The sequence below is a fragment of the Polaribacter ponticola genome, from assembly GCF_026191475.2.
Taxonomy (GTDB): domain Bacteria; phylum Bacteroidota; class Bacteroidia; order Flavobacteriales; family Flavobacteriaceae; genus Polaribacter; species Polaribacter ponticola.
The window spans coordinates 610,237-633,082 of the sequence record NZ_JAOSLC020000003.1; the positions used below are offsets into that span (position 1 = coordinate 610,237).

A 22,846-nucleotide genomic window follows, 5' to 3' on the forward strand; every position below is an offset into this window, starting at 1 on the left:
TGGTTAACATTAAGCAATACCTCATGAAAAAAAGAAAGACAAATGCATTATTCCTTTTAATTATAGGAATTAGTCTAAGTATTGCTTTTATAATGAAAATTGAATTTACTAAAGGTTTAGAAGCATATTTTAAAAGAGAATATTATAATCAATTTGGTCCTTTAGCAATAAGTGTTGAGTTATTAATTGCAAGTTATTACTTATTTATTAAACATAAAAAGACAAATTTTACTTTAGCTCTTTTTGGTTTTACTGCTTTGCTAGACCCCTTTTTTAATCAAATAGGGATTTTCAATAGCATAGTACCATTATATGGAACTATAATTTTATCAATTTGTGGTCTAATTTCTCTATGGTTAGCATTTACAAACACATATAAATTAAAACAGCTTATCCAATTTAGAAACCTTCTTTAGTATTTTGCTTAGTGTAATTGTAGAATTATTCTTCAATTACCTATGATAAACGTTAGCAAACATTCTGTATATTTAATTACTAGTTCTTACGGATTTTATATCTGTGTTTTTATTACTTATTTAGGTCTTTAAAAAACGTAACAAAAAATGTAAAATACATTAGTAAAATCAACTTAAACCATCAACAATTTCCTTAAAAAATAAATGACAACATTATTCATCAACATAAAAGAATTAATTCAAATTAGAGAAGCTAAAACAAAAAAAGTATCTGGTAAAGAAATGAGTATTTTGCCAACAATTAAAAATGCTTTTTTAATTGTTAAAGACGGATTACTTTTTGATTACGGAAAAATGGACAATCTATTAGAATGCAACTATGATAAAAAAATAAATTGTTCTGGTAAAATGATACTTCCAACCTGGGTAGATTCTCATACTCATATTGTTTTTGCTGGCAATAGAGAGCAAGAATTTGTAGACAGAATTAATGGACTTTCTTATGAAGAAATTGCCAAAAATGGAGGTGGCATTTTAAACTCTGCAAAGAAATTACAAGTTACTTCTTTTGATGATTTATATAATCAATCTGCAAAACGTTTAGAAGAAGTTATTGCTTTAGGTACAGGTGCTGTAGAAATAAAATCGGGTTATGGATTGACAGTTGATGCTGAATTAAAAATGCTAAGAGTAATTAAAAAGCTCAAAGAAAATTACAACATCCCTATCAAAGCAACTTTTTTAGGAGCACATGCAATTCCTTCTGAATTTAAAAATAAAAAAGAAGGTTACATTAATTTAATTATAGATGAAATGTTACCTAAAATTACTGAAGAAAATTTAGCTGATTTTATAGACGTATTTTGTGAAAAAGGCTATTTCTCAGTTTCAGATACAGATAAGATTCTAACAGCTGCTAAAAAACACGATTTAATACCTAAAGTACATGTAAATCAGTTTAATGCAATTGGAGGAATTGAAATTTCAACCAAACACAAAGCATTGTCTGTAGATCATTTAGAAGTTTTAACTGATGCAGATGTAGAAAGTTTAAAAAACGCTGAAACAATGCCAGTAGCACTTCCCTCCTGTTCTTTTTTCTTGAGTATTCCTTACACACCTGCTAGAAAAATAATTGATAATGGATTGCCTTTAGCTTTAGCAACAGATTACAATCCAGGTTCTACACCATCAGGAAACATGAATTTTGTAGTAGCAACAGCCTGTATAAAAATGAAAATGACTCCAGAAGAAGCAATAAATGCTGCAACCATAAATGGTGCATATGCCATGAACTTATCTGACAATGTTGGAAGTATTACCAAAGGTAAATTAGCCAATTTTATAATCACTAAAGAAATACCTTCTTATGGATTTATTCCTTATAATTTCGGCTCTAATTTAATTGATTCAGTTTATATAAAAGGAAATAAAATTTAATGTTATTTATAGCTATATCTTACTTAAAATTTTTATTAAAATCAACAAATCAACATGGAGTTCATTCTCCTTTTGTTTATGATTTTGTAACAAAAGGGTTATATAAAAAAATAACAGAAACAAACATTTTAAATATAAATTCTGAATTTAAAAACCTATCAAAAAAAGAACAAAAAATTCTTTCTAAAATAATTACTTATTTCAATATTAATAAAGAAAATTTAGATTTCTCTATTTTAAAAAACAAAAATAACTCACTATATACCAATAATATAAATGAATTTAATTTCATTAAATCAAATTCATTTATTATTTTTCATGGCATTCATCAGGATAAAAAAGCTTATTTAAAATGGCAAGAAATTATTAAAAACAAAGATGCAACAGTAACTATCGATTTATTTTATTTTGGATTGATTTTCTTCAGAAAAGAGCAAGTAAAAGAACATTTTAATATTAGAGTTTAATCCTTAAAAATATAGCTATCCAAATTATGACTTCTACTAATTACTTAACTTTATTCTTTTGCTTTATATATCTTTTACTTGTCATTATTGTAATTAGTAAATCAAAAAAGGAAAACCCAAATTTAAAGATTAAAGAATATTTATTAAGTGAATCTTTATTTATACCAGGTTTTCTACTTTTTCTCTATATGTTCATAAAATTTCTATACAAAGTATTTTGGATATAATTACAACTTAAAAACTTTGTAACTTTGTTACTTCACAAACTTTGCAACTAAATTAAAATGAAAATATATACTAAAACTGGAGATAAAGGAACCACTGCTTTATTTGGAGGGACAAGAGTAAAAAAATATAATTTGCGTATAGATAGTTATGGAACTGTAGACGAATTAAACTCTTATATTGGCTTAATTAAAGATCAAAAAATAAGTGAAGAAATTAAAGTTTCTCTTCTAAAAATTCAAAACGAATTATTTACTTTAGGAGCAATGCTAGCTACTCCTCCAGAAAAAGAAACTTTAAAGAATGGAAAAGAAAGATTAAACATTCCTAAGGTTGAGGTAAATTCAATTCAGTTTTTAGAAAATGAAATTGATAAAATGGATTCAGAACTTCCTCAAATGACTCATTTTATATTACCAGGTGGTCATCAAGCTGTGTCATTCTGTCACATTGCTAGATGTGTCTGCAGACGAGCAGAACGTTTATCTGTGGAATTAAACGATGAAGAAAACATAAATGACGACATTTTAAAGTACTTAAACCGACTTTCTGACTACCTTTTTGTATTGGCACGAAAATTGTCTAAAGACTTATCAGTAGCAGAAATCAAATGGATTCCTACAAAAAATTAATAAGTTCTTTTTTTATCGATTTGAAGGAAATTAAAATTTCCCACATTCAATTTAAATAACTGATTTTAAGTTGATAACGAAATTAAAAATTTCCTTCACAATAAATTTCTTAAAAAAGACTTGCATAATTCAGCAAAAAAATTATTTTTGCACAAAATTAAACATTAAGAAATGTATTGGACATTAGAATTAGCATCATATTTAGCAGATGCACCTTGGCCAGCAACCAAAGATGAGTTAATAGATTACGCTATTAGAACTGGAGCTCCTTTAGAAGTAGTAGAAAACCTACAAGATATAGAAGATGAAGGTGATTCGTATGACTCAATTGTTGAAATTTGGCCAGATTACCCAACTGAAGATGATTATCTTTGGAATGAGGATGAATACTAAATAATAACAATAAAATATAAAAAGTCTCTAAAGAGGCTTTTTTTTGTTTTCTTATAACCAAGAAAGCTACTTTTTAAGGTTTTTTAAAAACCTGATTTACAACGAAATAATACAGCTTTTTTTAGCTGATAAAATCATATATATCATGAGTATTTTAAATTCTGTAATTAAACTTTTTGTAGGTGATAAACAGCAAAAAGATTTGAAAATTTTACAGCCTGTTGTTGAGGATGTAAAAAAATTTAAAGCAGCCGTTGCTAACCTTTCTAACGATGACTTAAGAGCTAAAACACTTGAGTTTAAAAGCAAAATTGAAGCTGCAACTAAAGAACTTAATGATAAAATATCTACATTAGAAATTGAAGCTAAAAGTGCTGATATTGACAGACAGGAAGACATATACACAGAAATAGATTCTTTAAAAGATGAAGCCTATAAAATATCTGAAGATACTTTAATGCAGATTATGCCAGAAGCATTTGCTGTTATTAAGGAAACTGCAAAACGGTTTGTTGAAAATGAAGAGATTGAAGTAACTGCTACTGCTTTTGATAGAGAATTATCTGGAGAAAACGAGCATATTTCCTTAGAAGGCGACAAAGCATTTTGGGCTAATTCTTGGGATGCAGCAGGTAAACCAGTTACTTGGGACATGATTCATTATGATGTTCAATTAATTGGTGGTTCTGTTTTACATCAAGGTAAAATTGCAGAAATGATGACCGGTGAAGGGAAAACACTTGTTTCTACTTTACCAGTTTATTTAAATGCATTAACAGGAAATGGTGTACATGTAGTTACAGTAAATGATTACTTAGCAAAACGTGATAAGGCGTGGATGGCTCCTATTTTTGAATTTCATGGTCTTTCTACCGATTGTATCGATTATCATCAACCTAACTCAGACGAAAGAAGAAAGGCATATAACGCAGATATTACTTACGGTACAAATAACGAATTCGGTTTCGATTACTTACGTGATAATATGGCTAGTTCTAAAGACGACTTAGTACAAAGAGCTCCAAACTACGCAATTATTGATGAAGTAGATTCTGTTTTAATTGACGATGCTAGAACACCTTTAATTATCTCTGGTCCAGTACCGCAAGGAGACAGACACGAGTTTACAGAATTAAAACCTTTAGTGGCAGATATTGTTGCTCTTCAAAAACAACATTTAGTAAGTGTTTTAGCAGAAGCTAAAAAATTAATTTCTGAAGGTAATACTAAAGACGGTGGTTTCTCATTATTAAGAGTTTATAGAGGTTTGCCTAAAAATAAAGCTTTAATTAAATTTTTATCGCAAGAAGGTAATAAGCAAATTTTACAAAAAACTGAAAATTTTTATATGGCAGACAACAATAAGTTGATGCCAGAAATTGATGAAGATTTATGGTTTGTTGTTGAAGAAAAAAACAATCAGATTGATTTAACAGATAAAGGTATTGCTCATTTATCAGAAAAAACTGATAATGACAGTTTCTTTGTTTTACCAGATATTGGAGTAAAAATTGGTCAAATTGATGTTTCTAACGCATCTGCAGAAGAAAAAGCTTCACAAAAAGAAGAATTATATAAAGATTTTAGCATAAAAAGTGAACGTATACATACAATGAATCAACTTTTAAAAGCATTTACTGTTTTTGAAAAAGATGTTGAATATGTTGTTATGGAAAATAAAGTAATGATTGTTGATGAACAGACTGGACGTATTATGGACGGTCGTCGTTACTCTGATGGATTGCATCAAGCTATAGAAGCAAAAGAAAATGTAAAGATTGAAGATGCTACTCAAACTTTTGCAACTGTAACTTTACAAAACTATTTTAGAATGTATCGCAAATTGTCTGGTATGACAGGTACAGCTATCACAGAAGCAGGTGAATTATGGGAAATATACAAATTAGATGTTGTAGAAATACCAACAAATAAGCCTATTCAAAGAGATGATAAAGAAGATTTAGTATATAAAACTGCTCGTGAAAAATACAATGCAGTTATAGAAGATGTTGTAAAATTAGTTGAACAAAAAAGACCAGTTTTAGTTGGTACAACTTCTGTAGAAATATCTGAACTATTAGGTAGAATGTTACAAATGCGTAAAATTCCACATAATATTTTAAATGCAAAATTACACAAACGTGAAGCAGATGTTGTTGCTGAAGCTGGAAAACCTGGTGTGGTTACTATTGCAACTAACATGGCAGGACGTGGTACCGATATTAAATTATCTGATGAAGTAAAAGAAGCTGGCGGTTTAGCAATTGTTGGTACAGAAAGGCACGATTCTAGACGTGTTGATAGACAGTTAAGAGGTCGTGCAGGAAGACAAGGTGATGTTGGATCAACTCAGTTTTATGTAGCTTTAGACGATAACTTAATGCGTTTATTTGGTTCTGACAGAATTGCCAAAATGATGGATAGAATGGGATTAAAAGAAGGTGAAGTAATTCAGCATTCTATGATTACCAAATCTATTGAAAGAGCACAAAAGAAAGTAGAAGAAAATAACTTTGGTATTCGTAAACGTTTATTAGAATATGATGATATTATGAACTCTCAACGTGAGTTTGTATATAAAAGAAGACGTAATGCGTTAGATGGAAAACGTTTGCAAGTAGATATTGCAAATATGATTTATGATACATGTGAATCTATCATCAACAGTAATAAAGCTGTTAAAGATTTTCAGAACTTTGAATTTGAATTGATTAAGTTTTCTTCAATGACCTCTCCTTTTTCTGAAGCTGAGTTTAATAAGTTATCTGAAAAAGAATTAACAGATAAATTATATGATATTGTAACAGAACATTACAAATCTAAAATTGAGAGAAATGCAGTTTTAGCTTTTCCAGTAATTAAAGATGTTTTTGAGAACGAAGGTGATAGATATGAAAGAATTGTAGTACCTTTTACAGACGGAATTAAATCACTACAAGTTGTTACCAACTTAAAAGAAGCTTATGAAAGCGATGGAAAAAGCTTAATTACAGATTTCGAAAAGAATATTACTTTAGCTATTATAGATGAAAACTGGAAAGATCATTTACGTAAAATGGATGAGTTAAAACAATCTGTACAAAATGCATCTTACGAGCAAAAAGATCCTTTATTAATTTACAAGTTTGAAGCTTTTGAATTATTTAAGAAAACAGTGGACGAAATTAACAAAGAAGTTTTATCATTTTTGTTTAAAGGTGAATTACCAGCACAAGATAGAAATCAAATTTCTGAAGCTAGAAATCAAAAAAGAGAACGTTTAAACACTAGTAAAGCAGATGTGCAAAACTCTACTGAACAAGCTATTCAAAATTCTCGCCAAGATAAACCTGAGCCTGTAGAAACAATTGTAAGAGATCAACCAAAAATTGGCAGAAACGAACGTGTAACTATTAAAAATGTTATGAGCGGTGAAGAAAAAGAAGTAAAGTTTAAACAAGCTATTCCATTAATAGAAAAAGGAGAATGGGTATTGGTTAATTAATACAACCACGAATTAAACATCTATTTTTAACATCATAAAAAAACCGTTTAGAAATTTTCTAAACGGTTTTTTTAATATCTATTATTTTTAATAAAATATTAACTCCAGAACTTCCTTTTCTTATTTAAAGCAGACTCTTCTGCTTTTAAGTCTTCTATTTCCTTTACAGATAAAACTTTTAAAAAAGATGGATGTTGCTCAATGGCATACTCAATCTTAGTTACAATATCTGCAATTTCTTCGTTTTCATAATCTATTTCTAACGGCTCTTTTATCACCATAGATTGCAAAACATTACGCTTCTTAATATTTAATCCTTTTTTATCGAAAGAGCGTCTAAAACCATCTATAACAATTGGTACAACAATTGGCTTATAGGTTTTAATTATATGAGCTGTTCCTCTTCTAATAGGTTTAAAAGGAGTTGTTGTTCCTTGCGGAAATGTAACTACCCAACCATCATCAATTGCTTTACCAATATTTGAAATATCAGTATTTTTAACTTGTCTTTTTACGTCTTTACCAGCACTTCTCCAAGTTCTATCAATAGAAACAGAACCTGCATAAGCAAATAATTTTGGTAAAAAACCAGAACGCATAGTTTCGCCAGCAGCAACAAAATAAAAATTTAATTTAGGTTGCCAGATATATCCGATATTTTTAATTGAATTCTCTCTCCCACTCAAAGAAGCATTAAAAACATGAAACATAGCAGCTACATCTGCAAAATAGGTTTGATGGTTAGAAATAAACAAGACTTTCCTATCTGGTAAATCTCTTAATATTTGTGAGCCTTCAATTTGAAGGTTGTTGAATTTTCTATATCTACCGTGAGAAATTACTCCAAAAATTCGAATAATCCACTTTTTTAAAAATAAATGATGGCCAAAAGGATTCCTTTTAAATAAAGGCATTTATAGTTGATTTTACTTGGTTTCTAAACAAAATTACAAAACAAATTAGGAACTAACTATTTATGAGTTCTTTAATTTCTGAAAGCATCATTCCGGTTGCTCCCCAAATTATATTATTACCAATTTTAAAACAAGGTACATCTATATTTTTCATATATGAAGTAGTTAAATTTACTGATGTAATATTGTCTTCATTTAATAATTCACTAACCAAAACTTCTATGGTTTTATCAACTTCATAGTTTAAATTAAATTTTGGTTTTTTATCTACATACCCAATAAAAGGAGTTGCTAAAAAATTACTAGGAGGAATATATACGTCTGTTAATTCTCTAATAATATTTACTGTTGAAGAAAGAACACCTACTTCTTCTTCTGTTTCCCTTAGAGCTGTATTTTTTAAACTAAGATCAGATTTCTCAATTTTTCCTCCAGGAAAACTAATTTGCGCAGAATGTGTTCCTTTATAACTAGCTCTTTTGGTTAAGAGAAAACAAGTTTCTTTATCTTTATTTGGATAAAACAATGCTAACACAGCTGCTTTTCTTGGATTATTTGCTAGAATTTTATCTTGATCATACTTTAAGCGAAGCTTAGGAGCCATTTTAAATTGAGCATCTAAGCCTCCAAGCTTAACAAGCTTAAAAGAATCAATTTTATTAGTAAAGTCTTTAAAATTCATTTTGAATAGTTACTTTTAACAAACTTATAATTTTCTTAAACAAGTTTCATTTTTTTGGCAAGAATTTTGATTTATATAAAACAAATAAATTTATGAGTAATAAATATAAAAAATTAACTTTAAGTATCTTACTAGATTTAGTCGGCTTTATTCCTTTTATAGACCTTTTATGGGCGCCTTTATCTGGTTATATAATGACAAGAATGTACACAGGAAACAAAGGTAAAGTAGCTGGTATTATTAGTTTTGTTGAAGAAATCATTCCTTTTTCAGATTTTATTCCAACTTTTACAATTATGTGGTTTTACACACATGTTTTTAATAACGAAGAAAATAAGAATGATGATATAGTTATTGAAGTTTAACTATTTTCTTTAAACAAAAAACCTAAACCTAGTCTACTCAAAAACTTTTTTTCAAAAGCCCAGAAAAACTTAAATTGACCAAATATCCAACCTACAATTGGTAGTGTAAGTTGATAAATTGGAAATATTAACAATATTCTTAATGGCCAATAAATCCAACTAGAAACTGTTTCTGGCGATAATCCTAAAAAACTAGTTATCGGTTTTGCAACCCAAGCAGCAAAAGATCCATTAATAGCAAAAACTATAAAAATTGCAATTACAGCCCAATTACTTTCAATATTCCAACGTTTTTTTAATTTTTCCATGCTATATTCTTAAGCCTTTTTAAATCTTCCAATCATTAACCATAATCCTATTAAAACTAAAGGAACACTTAAAATTTGCCCTGTATTTAAAGAGTTTAAAACCCAATCTTCTCTCCCATCAACTTGTGCTTCTTTTAAAAATTCTATAAAGAACCTTAAAGACCATAAAACAACCATAAACAAACCAAATAAGAACCCTTCTTGTAGTTTTTTATCTGTTTTCCAATACAAATACCACATTACAAAAAACAATGCTAAATAACTAAATGCTTCATATAACTGAGTTGGATGTCTTGCAGTTGTTTCTCCTGCAGCTTTAAAAATAACCCCAAAATTAGAACCCGTTTCTTTTCCATAAATTTCAGAATTAAAAAAATTACCTGTTCTAATAAAGAAACCAGCCAAAGCAACCATAATTCCTAATCTATCTAAAATAAATAACCACGTTTTTTTAAATGCTTTTTAGCATAAAAATACATTGTTAAAGTTATACTAATTGCAGCGCCATGACTAGCAAAACCTGTAAAACCTGTAAATTTCCATGAGCCACCAACTTCTTTAAATGGCAAGATTATTTCTAATAAGTGATTCTGATAATAATCCCAACTATAAAAGAAAACATCACCCAAACGCATACCAACTAACATTGATATAAATGTGTACATAAATAATGTATCTAATTTTTCTACTGGAATTTCATCATTAATGTAAATCTTTTTCATTAAATGCAAACCCAATAAAAAAGCTGTTACAAACATTAAACTGTACCAGCGAACTACAAAAAAACCTAAATCTATACCTAATGAAGGGTTCCACTCTATTGCTAAAAAACTCATATTTCTTTATTAAAAGTTTAAAAGATTAAATTATTAAAAGACTCTTTATTGAAACTTTTAATTCTTCAATTTTAATATTATTACTCTTTTTTTCTGGAACAGGATCATAACCCATTCCTCCCCAAGGATGACAACTAAATATTCTTTTAATTGCTAACCAACCTCCAGAAAACAAACCATGCTTTTGTAAAGCTTCAACTGTGTAATGAGAACAAGTTGGAGAATACCTACAAGTAGCTGGTGTATAGGGAGAAATTGCTGTTTGATAAAAACGTACAAGCAATATAAACGGATATGATAATACTTTTTTCAAATTAATTTATTGAAAAACTAGTACCATCCTTACCATCTTTTAACTGAATCCCTAATGCAATTAGTTCATCTCTTATTTGATCTGACAAAGCCCAGTCTTTATTTTCTCTAGCTTCTTTTCTTAATTTAATCAACAACTCTACAACTCCTTTAATTTTTTCAGAATTATCTTGAGAATTTTCATTCATCAACCCTAAAACATCAAAAACAAATCCGTTTATTGTAGTTTTTAAGTCCAATAAATCTGCTGCTATTAAACTTGCTTTTTGTTCTTTAATTTGATTGATAACTTTAACAGCTTCAAATAAGTGAGATATTAAAATTGGTGTATTTAAATCGTCGTTCATCGCAGCATAACAAGATTTTTTCCAATTTTTAACATCAAAAGTAGATATTTTACCTGCTTCTACTTTTTCTAAAAAGTTTACAGCTTCCATTAATTTTGCATGTCCTTTTTCTGAAGCTTCTAGCGCATCACCAGAAAAGTCTAAAATACTTCTATAATTTGCCTGCATATTAAAGAAACGTACAACACTTGCAGAAAATGGTTTTGGTAAGATGTTATTTTCTCCGGATAAAATTTCATTTGGTAAAATAAAATTTCCAGTAGATTTTGCCATTCTCTGACCATTTAAAGAAAGCATATTTGTGTGCATCCAATAATTTACTGGAGTTACACCGCTACAGGTTTTAGATTGTGCAATTTCACATTCGTGATGCGGGAATTTTAAATCCATTCCGCCACCATGTATATCAAAACTTTCTCCTAAATATTTAGTACTCATCACAGAACATTCTAAATGCCAACCAGGAAAACCATCAGACCATGGAGAAGGCCAACGCATAATATGCTTTTCGTCAGCTTTTTTCCAGAGTGCAAAATCTTGTGGATTTTTCTTGTCAGTTTGCCCGTCTAAAGTTCTAGTATTATTTAATAAGTCTTCTACTTTTCTACCAGAAAGAATTCCGTAATTTTCATTTTTATTGTACTCATGTACATCAAAATAAACAGACCCATTTACTTCATAAGCAAAACCTTTTTCTATGATTTCTTTAATCATTTCTATCTGCTCAACAATATGACCTGTTGCAGTTGGCTCTATACTTGGTGGTAAAAAGTTGTAATTTTTTAAAACATCGTGAAAATCTACAGTATAACGTTGTACAACCTCCATTGGTTCAATTTGTTCTAAACGTGCTTTTCTAGCAATTTTATCTTCGCCTTCATCTGCATCGTTTTCTAGATGACCTGCATCGGTAATATTACGCACATAACGTACTTTGTAGCCAAGGTGTAGTAAATACCTGTAAACCACATCAAAAAACATAAAAGTTCTTACGTTTCCTAAATGTGCATTACTATAAACCGTTGGACCACAAACGTACATACCTACATATCCGTCTGTTATAGGTTTAAAATCCTCTTTTTTCTTGCTAAGAGAATTGTATATTTTAAGTTGATTTTCTTTGTAGAGTTCCATTAAATAAGTGACTATTTACAATCGATAAAGATAGGCACTTTAAGTAGAATAGAGAAATGGAATTTGTTAGAAGTTTGGTAAATTTATATGTAGTGTTAAATCTATAAATTCTCTTTTATTATCGTTAATTTACTATTTTCTCCTTCAATTCTAAACGTATTATCATTACTATGCGCTCTTATATGTCCATTAAAAACTGAAGATTTTTTATGATCTGATATTTTTTTAGGTAGCATTATACTAGATGACATGAATTTTAGTTTTTCATTGGCAGTAGATAAATTTAGCTTAGCATCAGAATTGTCTAATATTAGATGAAACATTTTATAATTTGGAATTATGTTTTGAATAATCAACTCACCAAATCTATCTGATATTTCTACATTTTGATTTATTTTCTCAATATTTACTCTAGAAGAATTATTAGACAATTTAGTATTTGTAATCGATGCTATTTTAGCATCGATTACATTATTTAAGAATAAATTACTTGTACTTAGATTATTAATTAAAACTGGTGAATAATTAATAGTTAACTTACCTCCATTTAAACTATTTGCGTTAAAAGCTCCATAATTAACATTACCAGACGCTACTGTACTTGGTAACTTAACTTTACAATGACGCGTGTTTAAATCGAATGTAGCATTTTTTGGAACTTTGATTTCTAATCTCTTTTTAATTTTAACTTTCTTACCATCAATAATTAAATTTTTAGAATCTGAAGAAAAATTTAACTTTAACTTCTGTAATTCTTCTTTTGCTTTTAAAAGTTCAGCTTTTATTTTCTCTTTATCAATTTTCTTTATTTCTAATTTAGCTTTTGCCAATTCTTTTTTCATTTGCTCTTTAGATTCGGCAAACTCTTTTTTCATTTTTGCTTTATCTATAGTCAACTTCTTTTTTAATTCTTTATACTTTTTAGTTTTCTTAAAAGCTTCCCAATCCTTTTTAGAGTTAATATTTATATTCGTATCACCATCATTCCATTGAAAAGAATACTTACCATCTTTTCCAACTATTTCGTCTAAATTATCCATCCCTTCTAAAATACCATTTAAGTCAAAATCGAAATCAAAATTCATTTCTGGTAAAACAATTGTTTTAATATTAGGAAAAATGATTGAATCAAACTTAGGAATTTGAATATCCATATCATTAAATACTAAAAAATCATTTTTAAATAAAGAAGAACTGTTTCCTTTAGAAGTTATTTGTACTTTATTCTTATTTCCTAAAGCTTCAAAATTCCAGTTTTTAAAATATTTTTCAGCTTCTTCTTTAGAAACTCCCTGTACTTCTATAAAAGCGGTTATTATTACTTCGTTTTTGTTCCAAGTTGTTACATTAATATCTGTATTAGAAGCATTAATAGCAACTTCTACATTTTTATTTACTTTAAAATTTTCCGTATATTTTTTATCAAATTTTTGCGCATATGTTGTGCTTATCATACAGATAGCAAAAAAATAGAAAATAGATTTATATAATTTGAGTTTCATTTTGTTTTGTTTTTAAATTTTTAAGTTCTTTTAACTGTTTTTTCAACCGTTGCAACAGTTGTAAACGTAATTGTAAGTTACGTATCAATGCATCTATAGTAGCATCATTAACTCCATTTGTATTGAGCTCTTTTGTTAATGATTTGTATTCTTTTGTTAATTCTGCAATCTTTAATAAATATCCATCTACAATATCCTTGTGTTCATCAGATAAATCTAACTCACTAATTTCTAGATTAATACTATTTGTATAATAGCTTTCAATTGTATTAAATTCTGGAGAGATATTTCCTAAAGTTATTTCTTTATTTGTTTTTATTGAAGGAAGTTCTTTTATAACTTTTGATGGATAAAATTTAATTCCTAAACTTAACAATAGCATTATTGACGCTGCAATTGATAACCATTTATAACTCTTTTTTTGTTTTTTGTTGATTTAATTCTGACTGTAATAATGCTTCAAATTTAGTTACATGATTTGCAGATAATTCAATATTTTTATCTTTATAACCTTTTAATTTCTCTCTAATATCCTTCTGCATAACTCGTATTTTTTAACTGTTCTTTCAATATTTTTTTCCTCTTAATAAATGCGTTCTAGAAGTATTTGTGGTAATGTTCAAAATTTCTGATATTTCTTGATGATCGTATCCTTCTAGCAAATACATTGTTAAAACCAATCTATACTTCTCTTTTAATGTATTTATTTCCTCTATAATTAAATCGATAGAAATATCATTTTCAACTTTCCAATCTTCACTTTCAGTGTTTGCAATTACTTCTTCATTTATGGAAACCAATTCTAGTTTATTTTTCTTTAATTGATCTATGCTTTGGTTAATAACAATCTTTTTTAACCAAGCTCCAAAAGCAACCTCATTTTTATAACTTTTAATATTTTTAAATGCTTTAATAAAAGCATCTTGCATAACATCTTCTGCAATAAAGCTATCATTTACATACCTAAATGCTACCAAAAACATGGTTTTACAATACAAATTATACAACTGCATTTGTGCTTTTGCATTGTTATTTTTGCATTGATCAATGATAGGTTGATGTAGTTGTTTGGTTGATTTCATTGAAACTTTCTTACTCTATAGACGATACATTTTTAGCTCTGTTGCAAAATTTATAAATTAATTATCTTTAAATTTACATATTAACTTTTACAATGAATAAAAAAACATCTGCATTACATGAAAAAGAGGGAGTTTCTAAACCAGAAACAACCAATAAAGTAAGTGCAGAAAAAATAAAATTTAATCGAGCAAAACAAAATTCTGTTAACGATTTTGTTACAAATATATTAGACGGTAATATTACCTTTTTAAGTAGAGCAATTACATTAATTGAAAGTACAAATGTAAAACATCAGCAAAAAGCAAATGAAATTTTAGATTGCTGCTTACCCTACGCTAATAATTCTGTAAGAATTGGTATTACAGGAGTTCCTGGTGTAGGTAAAAGTACATTTATAGAGTCTTTTGGAAAACACCTAACTTCTAAAGGTAAAAAAGTTGCAGTTTTAGCAGTTGACCCAAGTAGCTCTATAAACAAAGGTTCTATTTTAGGTGATAAAACCAGAATGGAAGAATTAGTAACTGATAAAAATGCTTTTATTAGACCTTCTCCTTCGGGCACATCTTTAGGTGGTGTTGCTCAAAAAACACGTGAATCTATTATTCTTTGTGAAGCTGCTGGATTTGATACTATAATTATTGAAACTGTTGGTGTTGGTCAATCTGAAACTGTTGTACATTCTATGGTAGATTTCTTTTTGTTATTAAAACTTGCTGGTGCTGGTGATGAATTACAAGGTATTAAACGCGGAATTATAGAAATGGCAGATGCAATAGTAATTAACAAAGCTGATGGTGAAAACGAGAAAAATGCAAAAATTGCCAAAGTTGAATTTAACAGAGCATTACATTTATACCCTATCAAAGAAAGTAAATGGCTACCAAAAGTTTTAACCGCAAGTGCTTTGCATAATTTAGGAATTGAGAAAATTGATACAATGATTTCTGATTACATTTCTTTAACCAAAGAAAACAAATACTTCAACAACAAAAGAAACGAACAAAATAAATATTGGCTTTTATCAACTATAGAACAGCAATTAAAAGACAACTTTTATCAAAATCCTAAAATTAAAAATGCCTTAGCTACAGAAATTAATAATTTAGAAAAAGGAAGCACAACTCCTTTTAATGCAGCTAAAAGATTATTGAAGTTATAAAATGGCTTAAAAAATAATACGCATTACTAAATTACAAATCGTTAAAACTAAAATCTAGAATATAACTGTTAATAGCACTAGTTCGACTCAAGTAAAACAATATCAAATTCAGAATTTAAGCTTACAATACCATTTTTAACTTCAATAGTTTGGTTTGAGTAAGAGTCTAATAATTTTTCACCATTTTTAAAAATGGTAGAAACATTAATTTCTTTATTTCCTTTTGGTAAGTTAATACCAATAATTACTTTATCATTTTTTCTAACTCTAGAAAAAACCAATCCGGTTTCTTCAGAAATTAAAGCATGTATTCCTGCTCCAACAGCCATATGATTTGCTCTAAATTGCCCTAATTTTCTCCAATGAAGTAGAACTCTTCTTGTATAATAATCTTCCTGAACATCTACCCAATTCATATTAGAACGTAAAGTTGCATCACCAACTGTTCCTTCAATTGTTAAATCTCTTGCAGATTCATCTCCATAATAAACTTGTGCTGTTCCTGGAGTTAAAAACAACATAGTAGCTGTTTTTAATGGCATTTCTCTTTCTTTATCAAAAGGTTGTCCATCATCATGAGAAGTCATATAATTTAAAATTCCATAACCTTTTAACCCATTGTTTAAAATAGAATCGTATTTATAAAACACATCCTTTTCTGCCATTTGTTTTAAATTCCATTTTAATTCAAAGTTGATTAAACTATTAAATGCTTTATCAAAATAATTTACTTTTTTATCCCCAAAATTAAATGCTTTACCATGAGAAATAGCATAATTATACACTTCACCTACTAAATAAAAATCGTTATTATCTAATACTTTATCTGCATTCTTTTTCTTGTATTCAGCAAAAGCAACATCACATTCTTGCTTAAATTCTTGCCAAACAAACTCTTCTGTATGCTTAACTGTATCAACTCTATAACCGTCAATTCCGAATTCAGTTATATAATCTGTAAGCCATTTCATAATATAAAAACGTGGTGCTCTTGGATGTCCTGTTCTTGCAAAAAACGCGTCTAATTCTTTTACTTCTTGTTCGTAACGTCCTTCAGATTTCCATTTTGCAACCAATTGTGGAGGCAAATCTACAGCTTCATTACTTTCTGTTTTAATATCTGGTAAATTCTTAACCAACGTACAAGAAATTGTATTCTCATAGTTATTATATTTACATTGCGGATCAGTTCTAACCCAATCACTTGGCCAAACTGAATCCTTTTCTGTAACAGGACCTGTGTGATTAATTACAGCATCTAACAAAACACGAATTCCGTTTTTATGCGCCAAAGCAACCAATTCTTTTAAATCTTCTTTTGTGCCAAAATTAGGGTCTATTTTTGTCCAATCTTTTGTCCAATAACCATGAAAACCATAAGACAAACCAGTTCCTTCATCAGTTCCTCCATGAATTTGCTCTACAATTGGTGTCATCCAAATTGCATTAATTCCTAGTTTTGTAAAGTAACCTTCCTTTATTTTTTGTGTAATTCCTTTGATATCTCCACCTTCAAAACCACGTAACTTCCCGGTTTCTTTGGTTCTTTCAAAATTTACATCATTTGAAGTATCTCCGTTATTAAAACGATCTGTTAAAAGAAAATAAATATTTGCTCCTTCCCAAACAAATTCTTTTTGAGCTATTTTGTTTTCGTTTGTTTTTTCTGAAACTTTTTCTTTACAACTAAAAACAGCTGCTAAAAGGAATACTACAAGTATATTTTTCATAATGAAATATTTTTATTGAAGTTGTAGAATGTAAGATTCTAATGGGTTTACTATAAGACTTATTGTTCCATGAAAATTAACAACTTCTAAATTGAACGTTTTAGAATTGTATAATTTATCTTTAAGTTGATAAGTTCCATCCTTTAAATTCCAATTTTTTATAATTTCTGATGGAATTTTTAATTGGAATTCACTTGTTTTTTCAGCATCAAAATTAGATACAATTATTAGTTTTTCGTTTTCAGAATAACGTACAAAAGACAATAATTTAGTGGTATAATTTGCAGTATTTTCTCTGTTAAATTTATGAATATCTTCATATTCTCCCATTAAAGCATCACTTTTAATAGTGAAATTTAATAAGCGTTTGTAAAAATCTCTTAAAGCTGTTTCTTCTTTGGTAGATTTTCCACCATCAAAATTCTTTTCATTTACCCATCTTTGAAGTGAAGGAACACCTACATAATCAAAAATTGAAGTTCTACTTGGAGCTCCAAAACCAGCATTTTCAGAACCATCTTCACCAAATTCTTGTCCGAAATAAACCATTGTAGGTGCAGTAGAAATTGTAGTTGAAACAACCATTGCTGGCTTCCCTTTTAATGCATTACCAGCAAATTCTGGGCTTGCAATTCTTTGCTCATCATGGTTTTCTAAAAAATGCAACATATTATGTTCTATATCTTTTAAATCTTCTTGAATTGGCGGAATATTATCTGTTAATCCATGACCTTGCATTACATGTTTTATAGTATCATACAAAGCTACTTTGTCATACAAATAATCCATTTTTCCATTTTTAATATAATCTCTATACATCTTAGGATTATATACTTCGGCCAATAAAAATGCGTTAGGATTTTTCATCTTAATAGCAGAATTCATAAAACTCCAAAATTCTACTGGTACCATTTCTGCCATGTCATACCTAAAACCATCTACGCCTTTTGCGGTCCAATACAAAGCAATATCTCTAAACTTAATCCAAGAATTTGGTACGGTTTTATCTTGCCAAAACTCGAAGTGTTTTTTATAATCTTCGTTTTCAAAACCTGCTGGTAATTCATCAAAATCTTTTTTTCCTTCCGGAGAAACACCATAATTTACTTTTACAGTTTCATACCAATCGTAAAAACTTGGTTTTACTGAACGAGAACCATTTCCTGTCCATTTTGCAGGATTTTCCTCGAATTTATGGTCTGATAACGGATAGTTTTCTCCACCTAAAGGTTGATAATTATTTAAAAAATCTGGAACTTGAAACGCTTCATTTGGTGTGTAATAGAAGTTATTATTTACATCATAAACAACATCTTTATTATCATCTACACCAAAATCTTTTGTGCCTTTTGGGTTTGATAAACTCTGGTAATTTCTGGCAACATGATTGGGTACAATATCAATAATAACTTTTAACCCGTTTTTATGAGAACGCTCTATTAAAGCTTCAAATTCTTGTAATCTATTTGCTACATTAACCGCTAAATCCGGATTTACATTATAATAATCTTTAACAGCATAAGGAGAACCTGCTCTACCTTTTACAACATCAGGATCGTCATTAGAAATGCCGAATGCTGTATAATCTCGAATTACATCATGATGCGGAACACCTGTATACCAAATATGTGTAACACCTAAATCTTTAATTTCTGTTAAAGCTTTATCTGTAAAATCGTTAAACTTACCAACACCATTTTCTTCAATAGTTCCCCAAGGTTTGTTGGTTGTATTTGTATTTCCAAACAAACGCGTAAAAACCTGATAAACCACCGTTTTTTTCTTGCCATTTTTACTCATCACCTTAACTTCTGGTACTTTTTCTGTTGAACAACCTACTACGATTGATACAATTAAAACCGCTAAAACATTATTTAGTTTTTTCATGATTGACATACTATTTTAAAGGTATTGTTACTTTTAATTCTTTTTTTGTATTCCATTTTAAAGGAATTTCTAGGCTATTAATTTTTGATGATATTCTTTTTCTTTTACCATCAACTTTTTATCTTTTTAGGAACTGAATTTAAATTGTGAATTATTAAACTAATTTCTTTTTTTGATGATTTCCAATTCGCTCCTAATTCTGCTTCAAAATCAATCTCTAAATATTCTTTAGATATTTTAGCTTCGAATTCTAAAAGCTCGTATTTTCCTTTTTCAAAAGCATTTGCAGTTAAACCGTCATCATTATAAAACGTTCTTTTGCTTTCTTTTTTTGATGCATTAAAATAATAATGCAATTCGAGTTTATCTGCTTTATAATTGTCTGTAGTTTGTACAATTTCAGTCATTAAAATAAAGGTTCCATTTCTTACATACGTAGGAATTGAATTTTCTTCAACTTTTACAGTTTTAGTTATTCCTCCTTCAATTTTTTCATCCGTATAAAAATTTACCCAACTTGCAGTTTTAGGAAAATAGATTTCTTTTGTTTTTACAGAATCTTTTAAAATTGGTGTGATTAAAAAATCTTTTCCCCACAAATACGAAGCTGAATTTGTCATCAATTTTACATCGTCTTCTTCATAGAAAATAGGGCGCATTAATGGAGTTCCTTTCTGATTATTTTCAAAAGCTAAATTGTAGTTATAAGGCAACAATTTATAACGTAACTCAATCGCTTTTTTAGCCAATCGCTTCGATTTTTCACTTCTAAAAACAGGTTCACTTGGCACTTCTTCTTGTGCATGTGGCCTAAATACAGGTTGAAAAACGCCATATTGCAACCAACGTGTATATAAGTTATCATCTAAATTATTACCTGCAAAACCACCTAAATCAGAATGCATATAACCCAAACCTTGCATTCCCATTTGTAAGGCAATTTCTGGTTGACTTTGCAAACCTCCCCAAGTTCTGTTTACATCTCCAGACCAAGGAATCATTCCAAAACGTTGTGATCCTGCTGCTCCTGCACGCATTAAAATAAAAGGTCTTTCATTAGGGTATTCTTCTTTGTAACCTTCATAAATTAAACGTGCCCAATCGTGTCCATAAATATTATGAATTTCATCTGCAGAACCTGTTGCATGTTGCACCCAATTTGGATGTACTTCTGGTTCTCCTAAATCTCCCCAAAGTCCTTTTGCACCAAGATTTAAAATGTCTTTATAAATATTCCAAAACCATTGTTTTCCTTCTTTTTTGTAGATATCTACAATACCGGTGTTTCCAAAATAGAAATCATATTTTGCTGAATTCCCAATAGAATCTTTGGCTAAAATATCTTTTTCTACTGCTTCATTCCACTTTTTAGAATTCGATAAAATAAAAGGTTCTGTAATTAAAACGGTTTTTACTCCTTTGTTTTTTAAACCAGAAATCATTCCTTTCATATCCGGAAAAGAATCTTTGTAAACCTCTAAATTCCCCATGGTTCCTTTTAGCGTTTTACCAAACCAGTATAAATCTAAAATTACAGCATCCACGGGTATTTCTTCCTGTTTAAACTTGGTAATTGTTGCCTCTGTTTCTTGTTGAGAATGATACCCAAATCTACTAGAAAAATTACCTAAAGTCCATCTTGCAGGCAAAGGTTGTTTTCCTGTTAAATTGGTATAATTTTCAATTAAATTTTGCCAAGAATTACCCACAATTACTTGATATGTTTTACGCCCAGAAATAGTTTCATAAGTTAAAGAGTTCTCTTTATTACTGTCTAAATCTAAATATCCAATAGGAGCATTATCAAAATGAAGCATGTATTTTTTTGATGAAATTACAATTGGCAGCGTAAAATTCATCAATTCAGAATGCGATTCATAACCATAATGTGCTCTGTTATAAAGTGGCAACCTATAACCTCTTCTATTCATTCCTAAAGCTCTAGATCCAGCTCCAAAAAGTACTTCTTCAGATGATAAGTTAAATTGAATTTTCTCTGTATTATCTGCTATAATATTACTTTTCACCAAATCTAATGGCTCATGCATCGATTTGTAATAGCCTCTTTTTTCTGAAGTAATTTCTTCATCCTTATAAAAATAAGAGATTTTAAAAGGTTGCTTATTTATTTTTACTGTAATTCCTGCTGATGAAAAAACTAAATTATTAGAATTCTCTATATATTTTACCTCATTAAAAACTGTATTTAAAACAACTGCATGTGAATCTTTTTTAAAAACTTCTCCTTTTGGTATAAATGAAGTTTCTATAATTTCTGGTTGATAAAAATGCATTTTGCAAACTCCATCAGAAACGTTAATTTCTAGTTGATTTTCTACAAACTTTGCATTCATAAAAGATCTTTCTTTTAAAGCGTCTTTAAATAACCATAAAATAGTTTCTTCAAAATTTGTACTCCAAAGTTTCTCATTGTGTTTGCCTTCTGCAACTACTTTAGATTTAATATTATCTTTTGTAAAACCACTGTTTTTTAATTCAGAAATTACTGAATTCATATCTGTAACAGTTTTACTAATTTCATTATAAGCAACATTAGTTCCTTCTTTTCCTCCTGCTAAAAAATACATTTTAGTATCTTTTAAATTCCCGTTTTCAATAGAATATTTATTTATTTTAGGCGAAAACCAAAAAGAAGGAGAATACACACCTACTTTACCAAAAACTTTTGGGTATTTTAAAGCTGCATAATGAGAAATTAATCCGCCCATTGAGCTACCCATAATTCCTGTATTTTTTTTATCTGATAAAGTTCTATAATTAGCATCTATATGTGGTTTTAAAGTATTGACAACAAAATCTAAATAAGCATCTCCTTTACCTCCACCATATTTTTCGTTTTTAAAAGGCGAATACTCATTTAAACGTTCAGAACCTCCATGATCTACACCAACTACAATCAGTTTTAAGCCTTTTTCTCTATATAATTTATCTAATGTCTCATCTACATTCCACTCTCCATAACCAGAGGTACTTTTATCAAATAAATTTTGACCATCGTGCATATAAACAACTGCATATTTTTCTTTTGATGCTGCATAGTCTGTTGGCAGATACAACCAAACTCTACGTTTCGCATTTAATTGAGGAATGTAAAAATCTGTTTTTAAAATGCTTACATTTTTAGAAGCTGTAGATGTAGTTTTTACTTTTTTAAACAAATGAGACCAATTTGCAATTGCAACTTTTAAAGTGTCATTTTCTTTATTAAAAACATACGTTCTATTACCTAAACTCAATCCTTTTTTATCACTTTCTACAGAAGACCAAGAACCTTGAGTAAACTTAAAATTGATATTATTTCCTGTTTTTGGCAGTGCAATACTATACTTATTTCCTGTTTTTTGTAATTGATATTCTTTTTTTCCTCCAGACCAGCCTTCAAAATCTCCAGAAATAAAAATTGGTGATTCTTTAGAGGATTCTTTAGGATACTCTTCTACAACAATTGTTACTTGACCGTAAAAATTGAATCCAATAAATAATATTAAAATGTGTAAAATGTTTTTCAT

The 22,846-nt window shown here is 28.9% G+C and carries 20 protein-coding genes and 1 pseudogene; 8 read left to right on the top strand and 13 right to left on the bottom strand.

What is annotated here, in order from left to right:
• Window positions 1-23 precede the first annotated feature (23 nt).
• The 6 genes from N5A56_RS07705 (at window position 24) to secA (ending at window position 7,057) form a co-directional block, all read left to right on the top strand.
• Window positions 24-416, top strand: coding sequence for a hypothetical protein (locus N5A56_RS07705; protein ID WP_274270309.1), 393 nt, complete (start codon window positions 24-26; stop codon window positions 414-416).
• A gap of 204 nt (window positions 417-620) precedes the next feature.
• On the top strand, window positions 621-1,856 hold the full coding sequence (gene hutI, locus N5A56_RS07710; RefSeq protein WP_265724935.1) for an imidazolonepropionase: 1,236 nt from the start codon (window positions 621-623) through the stop codon (window positions 1,854-1,856).
• Window positions 1,856-2,323, top strand: a complete 468-nt coding sequence (locus tag N5A56_RS07715) for a hypothetical protein (protein WP_274270310.1) — start codon at window positions 1,856-1,858, stop codon at window positions 2,321-2,323. The genes hutI and N5A56_RS07715 overlap by 1 nt, the downstream gene beginning before the upstream one ends.
• A 284-nt stretch (window positions 2,324-2,607) precedes the next feature.
• Entirely contained in the window at window positions 2,608-3,180 is a 573-nt protein-coding gene (locus tag N5A56_RS07720; RefSeq protein ID WP_265724937.1) for a cob(I)yrinic acid a,c-diamide adenosyltransferase, read from the top strand.
• Window positions 3,181-3,351: 171 nt separating this feature from the next.
• The gene (locus N5A56_RS07725) at window positions 3,352-3,573 is read left to right on the top strand and encodes a DUF2795 domain-containing protein (protein WP_265724938.1); all 222 of its coding nucleotides are present in this window, start codon (window positions 3,352-3,354) and stop codon (window positions 3,571-3,573) included.
• 145 nt (window positions 3,574-3,718) lie between these two features.
• Window positions 3,719-7,057: a preprotein translocase subunit SecA gene (secA, locus tag N5A56_RS07730; protein ID WP_265724939.1), complete on the top strand. Its 3,339-nt coding sequence runs from the start codon at window positions 3,719-3,721 to the stop codon at window positions 7,055-7,057.
• A 98-nt stretch (window positions 7,058-7,155) separates the two neighbouring features.
• Here secA and N5A56_RS07735 read toward each other — a convergent pair whose 3' ends face one another.
• Together N5A56_RS07735 and N5A56_RS07740 are read right to left on the bottom strand one after the other, a co-directional pair.
• A complete protein-coding gene (locus N5A56_RS07735; protein WP_265724940.1) occupies window positions 7,156-7,971 on the bottom strand; it encodes a lysophospholipid acyltransferase family protein in 816 nt (271 codons plus the stop codon).
• Between the two features lie 52 nt (window positions 7,972-8,023).
• On the bottom strand, window positions 8,024-8,653 hold the full coding sequence (locus tag N5A56_RS07740) for an NUDIX hydrolase (protein ID WP_265724941.1): 630 nt from the start codon (window positions 8,651-8,653) through the stop codon (window positions 8,024-8,026).
• 92 nt (window positions 8,654-8,745) lie between these two features.
• On the opposite strand from N5A56_RS07740, the gene N5A56_RS07745 reads away from it, so the two are divergent.
• The gene (locus N5A56_RS07745) at window positions 8,746-9,018 is read left to right on the top strand and encodes a hypothetical protein (protein WP_265724942.1); all 273 of its coding nucleotides are present in this window, start codon (window positions 8,746-8,748) and stop codon (window positions 9,016-9,018) included.
• On the opposite strand, the gene N5A56_RS07750 is transcribed toward N5A56_RS07745, so the two are convergent.
• The 8 genes and pseudogenes from N5A56_RS07750 to N5A56_RS07785 all read right to left on the bottom strand — a co-directional run bounded on the left by N5A56_RS07750 (window position 9,015) and on the right by N5A56_RS07785 (window position 14,539).
• On the bottom strand, window positions 9,015-9,326 hold the full coding sequence (locus N5A56_RS07750) for a DUF6787 family protein (protein ID WP_265724943.1): 312 nt from the start codon (window positions 9,324-9,326) through the stop codon (window positions 9,015-9,017). The two genes, N5A56_RS07745 and N5A56_RS07750, sit on opposite strands and share 4 nt — an antisense overlap.
• 9 nt (window positions 9,327-9,335) lie before the next feature.
• Window positions 9,336-10,162 (bottom strand): annotated as a pseudogene (gene lgt, locus N5A56_RS07755) (prolipoprotein diacylglyceryl transferase).
• Window positions 10,163-10,187: 25 nt separating this feature from the next.
• Complete coding sequence (gene yidD, locus N5A56_RS07760; protein ID WP_265724945.1) at window positions 10,188-10,475, bottom strand: membrane protein insertion efficiency factor YidD; 288 nt, start codon at window positions 10,473-10,475, stop codon at window positions 10,188-10,190.
• A gap of 1 nt (window position 10,476) precedes the next feature.
• Window positions 10,477-11,955, bottom strand: coding sequence for a cysteine--tRNA ligase (gene cysS / locus N5A56_RS07765; RefSeq protein WP_265724946.1), 1,479 nt, complete (start codon window positions 11,953-11,955; stop codon window positions 10,477-10,479).
• Between the two features lie 101 nt (window positions 11,956-12,056).
• Window positions 12,057-13,457 (bottom strand): hypothetical protein, encoded by a 1,401-nt coding sequence (locus N5A56_RS07770; protein WP_265724947.1) that lies wholly within the window; start codon window positions 13,455-13,457, stop codon window positions 12,057-12,059.
• Window positions 13,438-13,839 carry a hypothetical protein gene (locus N5A56_RS07775; protein WP_265724948.1) on the bottom strand — a complete coding sequence of 134 codons (402 nt, stop codon included), beginning with the start codon at window positions 13,837-13,839 and terminating at the stop codon, window positions 13,438-13,440. Before N5A56_RS07775 ends, N5A56_RS07770 begins: the two co-directional genes overlap by 20 nt.
• A gap of 25 nt (window positions 13,840-13,864) precedes the next feature.
• Window positions 13,865-13,999, bottom strand: coding sequence for a hypothetical protein (locus tag N5A56_RS07780; RefSeq protein ID WP_274270311.1), 135 nt, complete (start codon window positions 13,997-13,999; stop codon window positions 13,865-13,867).
• Window positions 14,000-14,023: 24 nt separating this feature from the next.
• Window positions 14,024-14,539, bottom strand: a complete 516-nt coding sequence (locus tag N5A56_RS07785) for an RNA polymerase sigma factor (protein WP_337994777.1) — start codon at window positions 14,537-14,539, stop codon at window positions 14,024-14,026.
• Between the two features lie 92 nt (window positions 14,540-14,631).
• Between N5A56_RS07785 and meaB the strand changes: the two genes are divergently transcribed.
• Window positions 14,632-15,699, top strand: coding sequence for a methylmalonyl Co-A mutase-associated GTPase MeaB (gene meaB, locus N5A56_RS07790; protein WP_265724950.1), 1,068 nt, complete (start codon window positions 14,632-14,634; stop codon window positions 15,697-15,699).
• 77 nt (window positions 15,700-15,776) lie between these two features.
• On the opposite strand, the gene N5A56_RS07795 is transcribed toward meaB, so the two are convergent.
• The 3 genes from N5A56_RS07795 to N5A56_RS07805 all read right to left on the bottom strand — a co-directional run bounded on the left by N5A56_RS07795 (window position 15,777) and on the right by N5A56_RS07805 (window position 22,846).
• Window positions 15,777-17,429, bottom strand: a complete 1,653-nt coding sequence (locus tag N5A56_RS07795) for an alpha-amylase family glycosyl hydrolase (protein WP_265724951.1) — start codon at window positions 17,427-17,429, stop codon at window positions 15,777-15,779.
• A 12-nt stretch (window positions 17,430-17,441) separates the two neighbouring features.
• A complete protein-coding gene (locus N5A56_RS07800) occupies window positions 17,442-19,316 on the bottom strand; it encodes an alpha-amylase family protein (protein WP_265724952.1) in 1,875 nt (624 codons plus the stop codon).
• A gap of 110 nt (window positions 19,317-19,426) precedes the next feature.
• Entirely contained in the window at window positions 19,427-22,846 is a 3,420-nt protein-coding gene (locus N5A56_RS07805; RefSeq protein WP_274270312.1) for a TIM-barrel domain-containing protein, read from the bottom strand.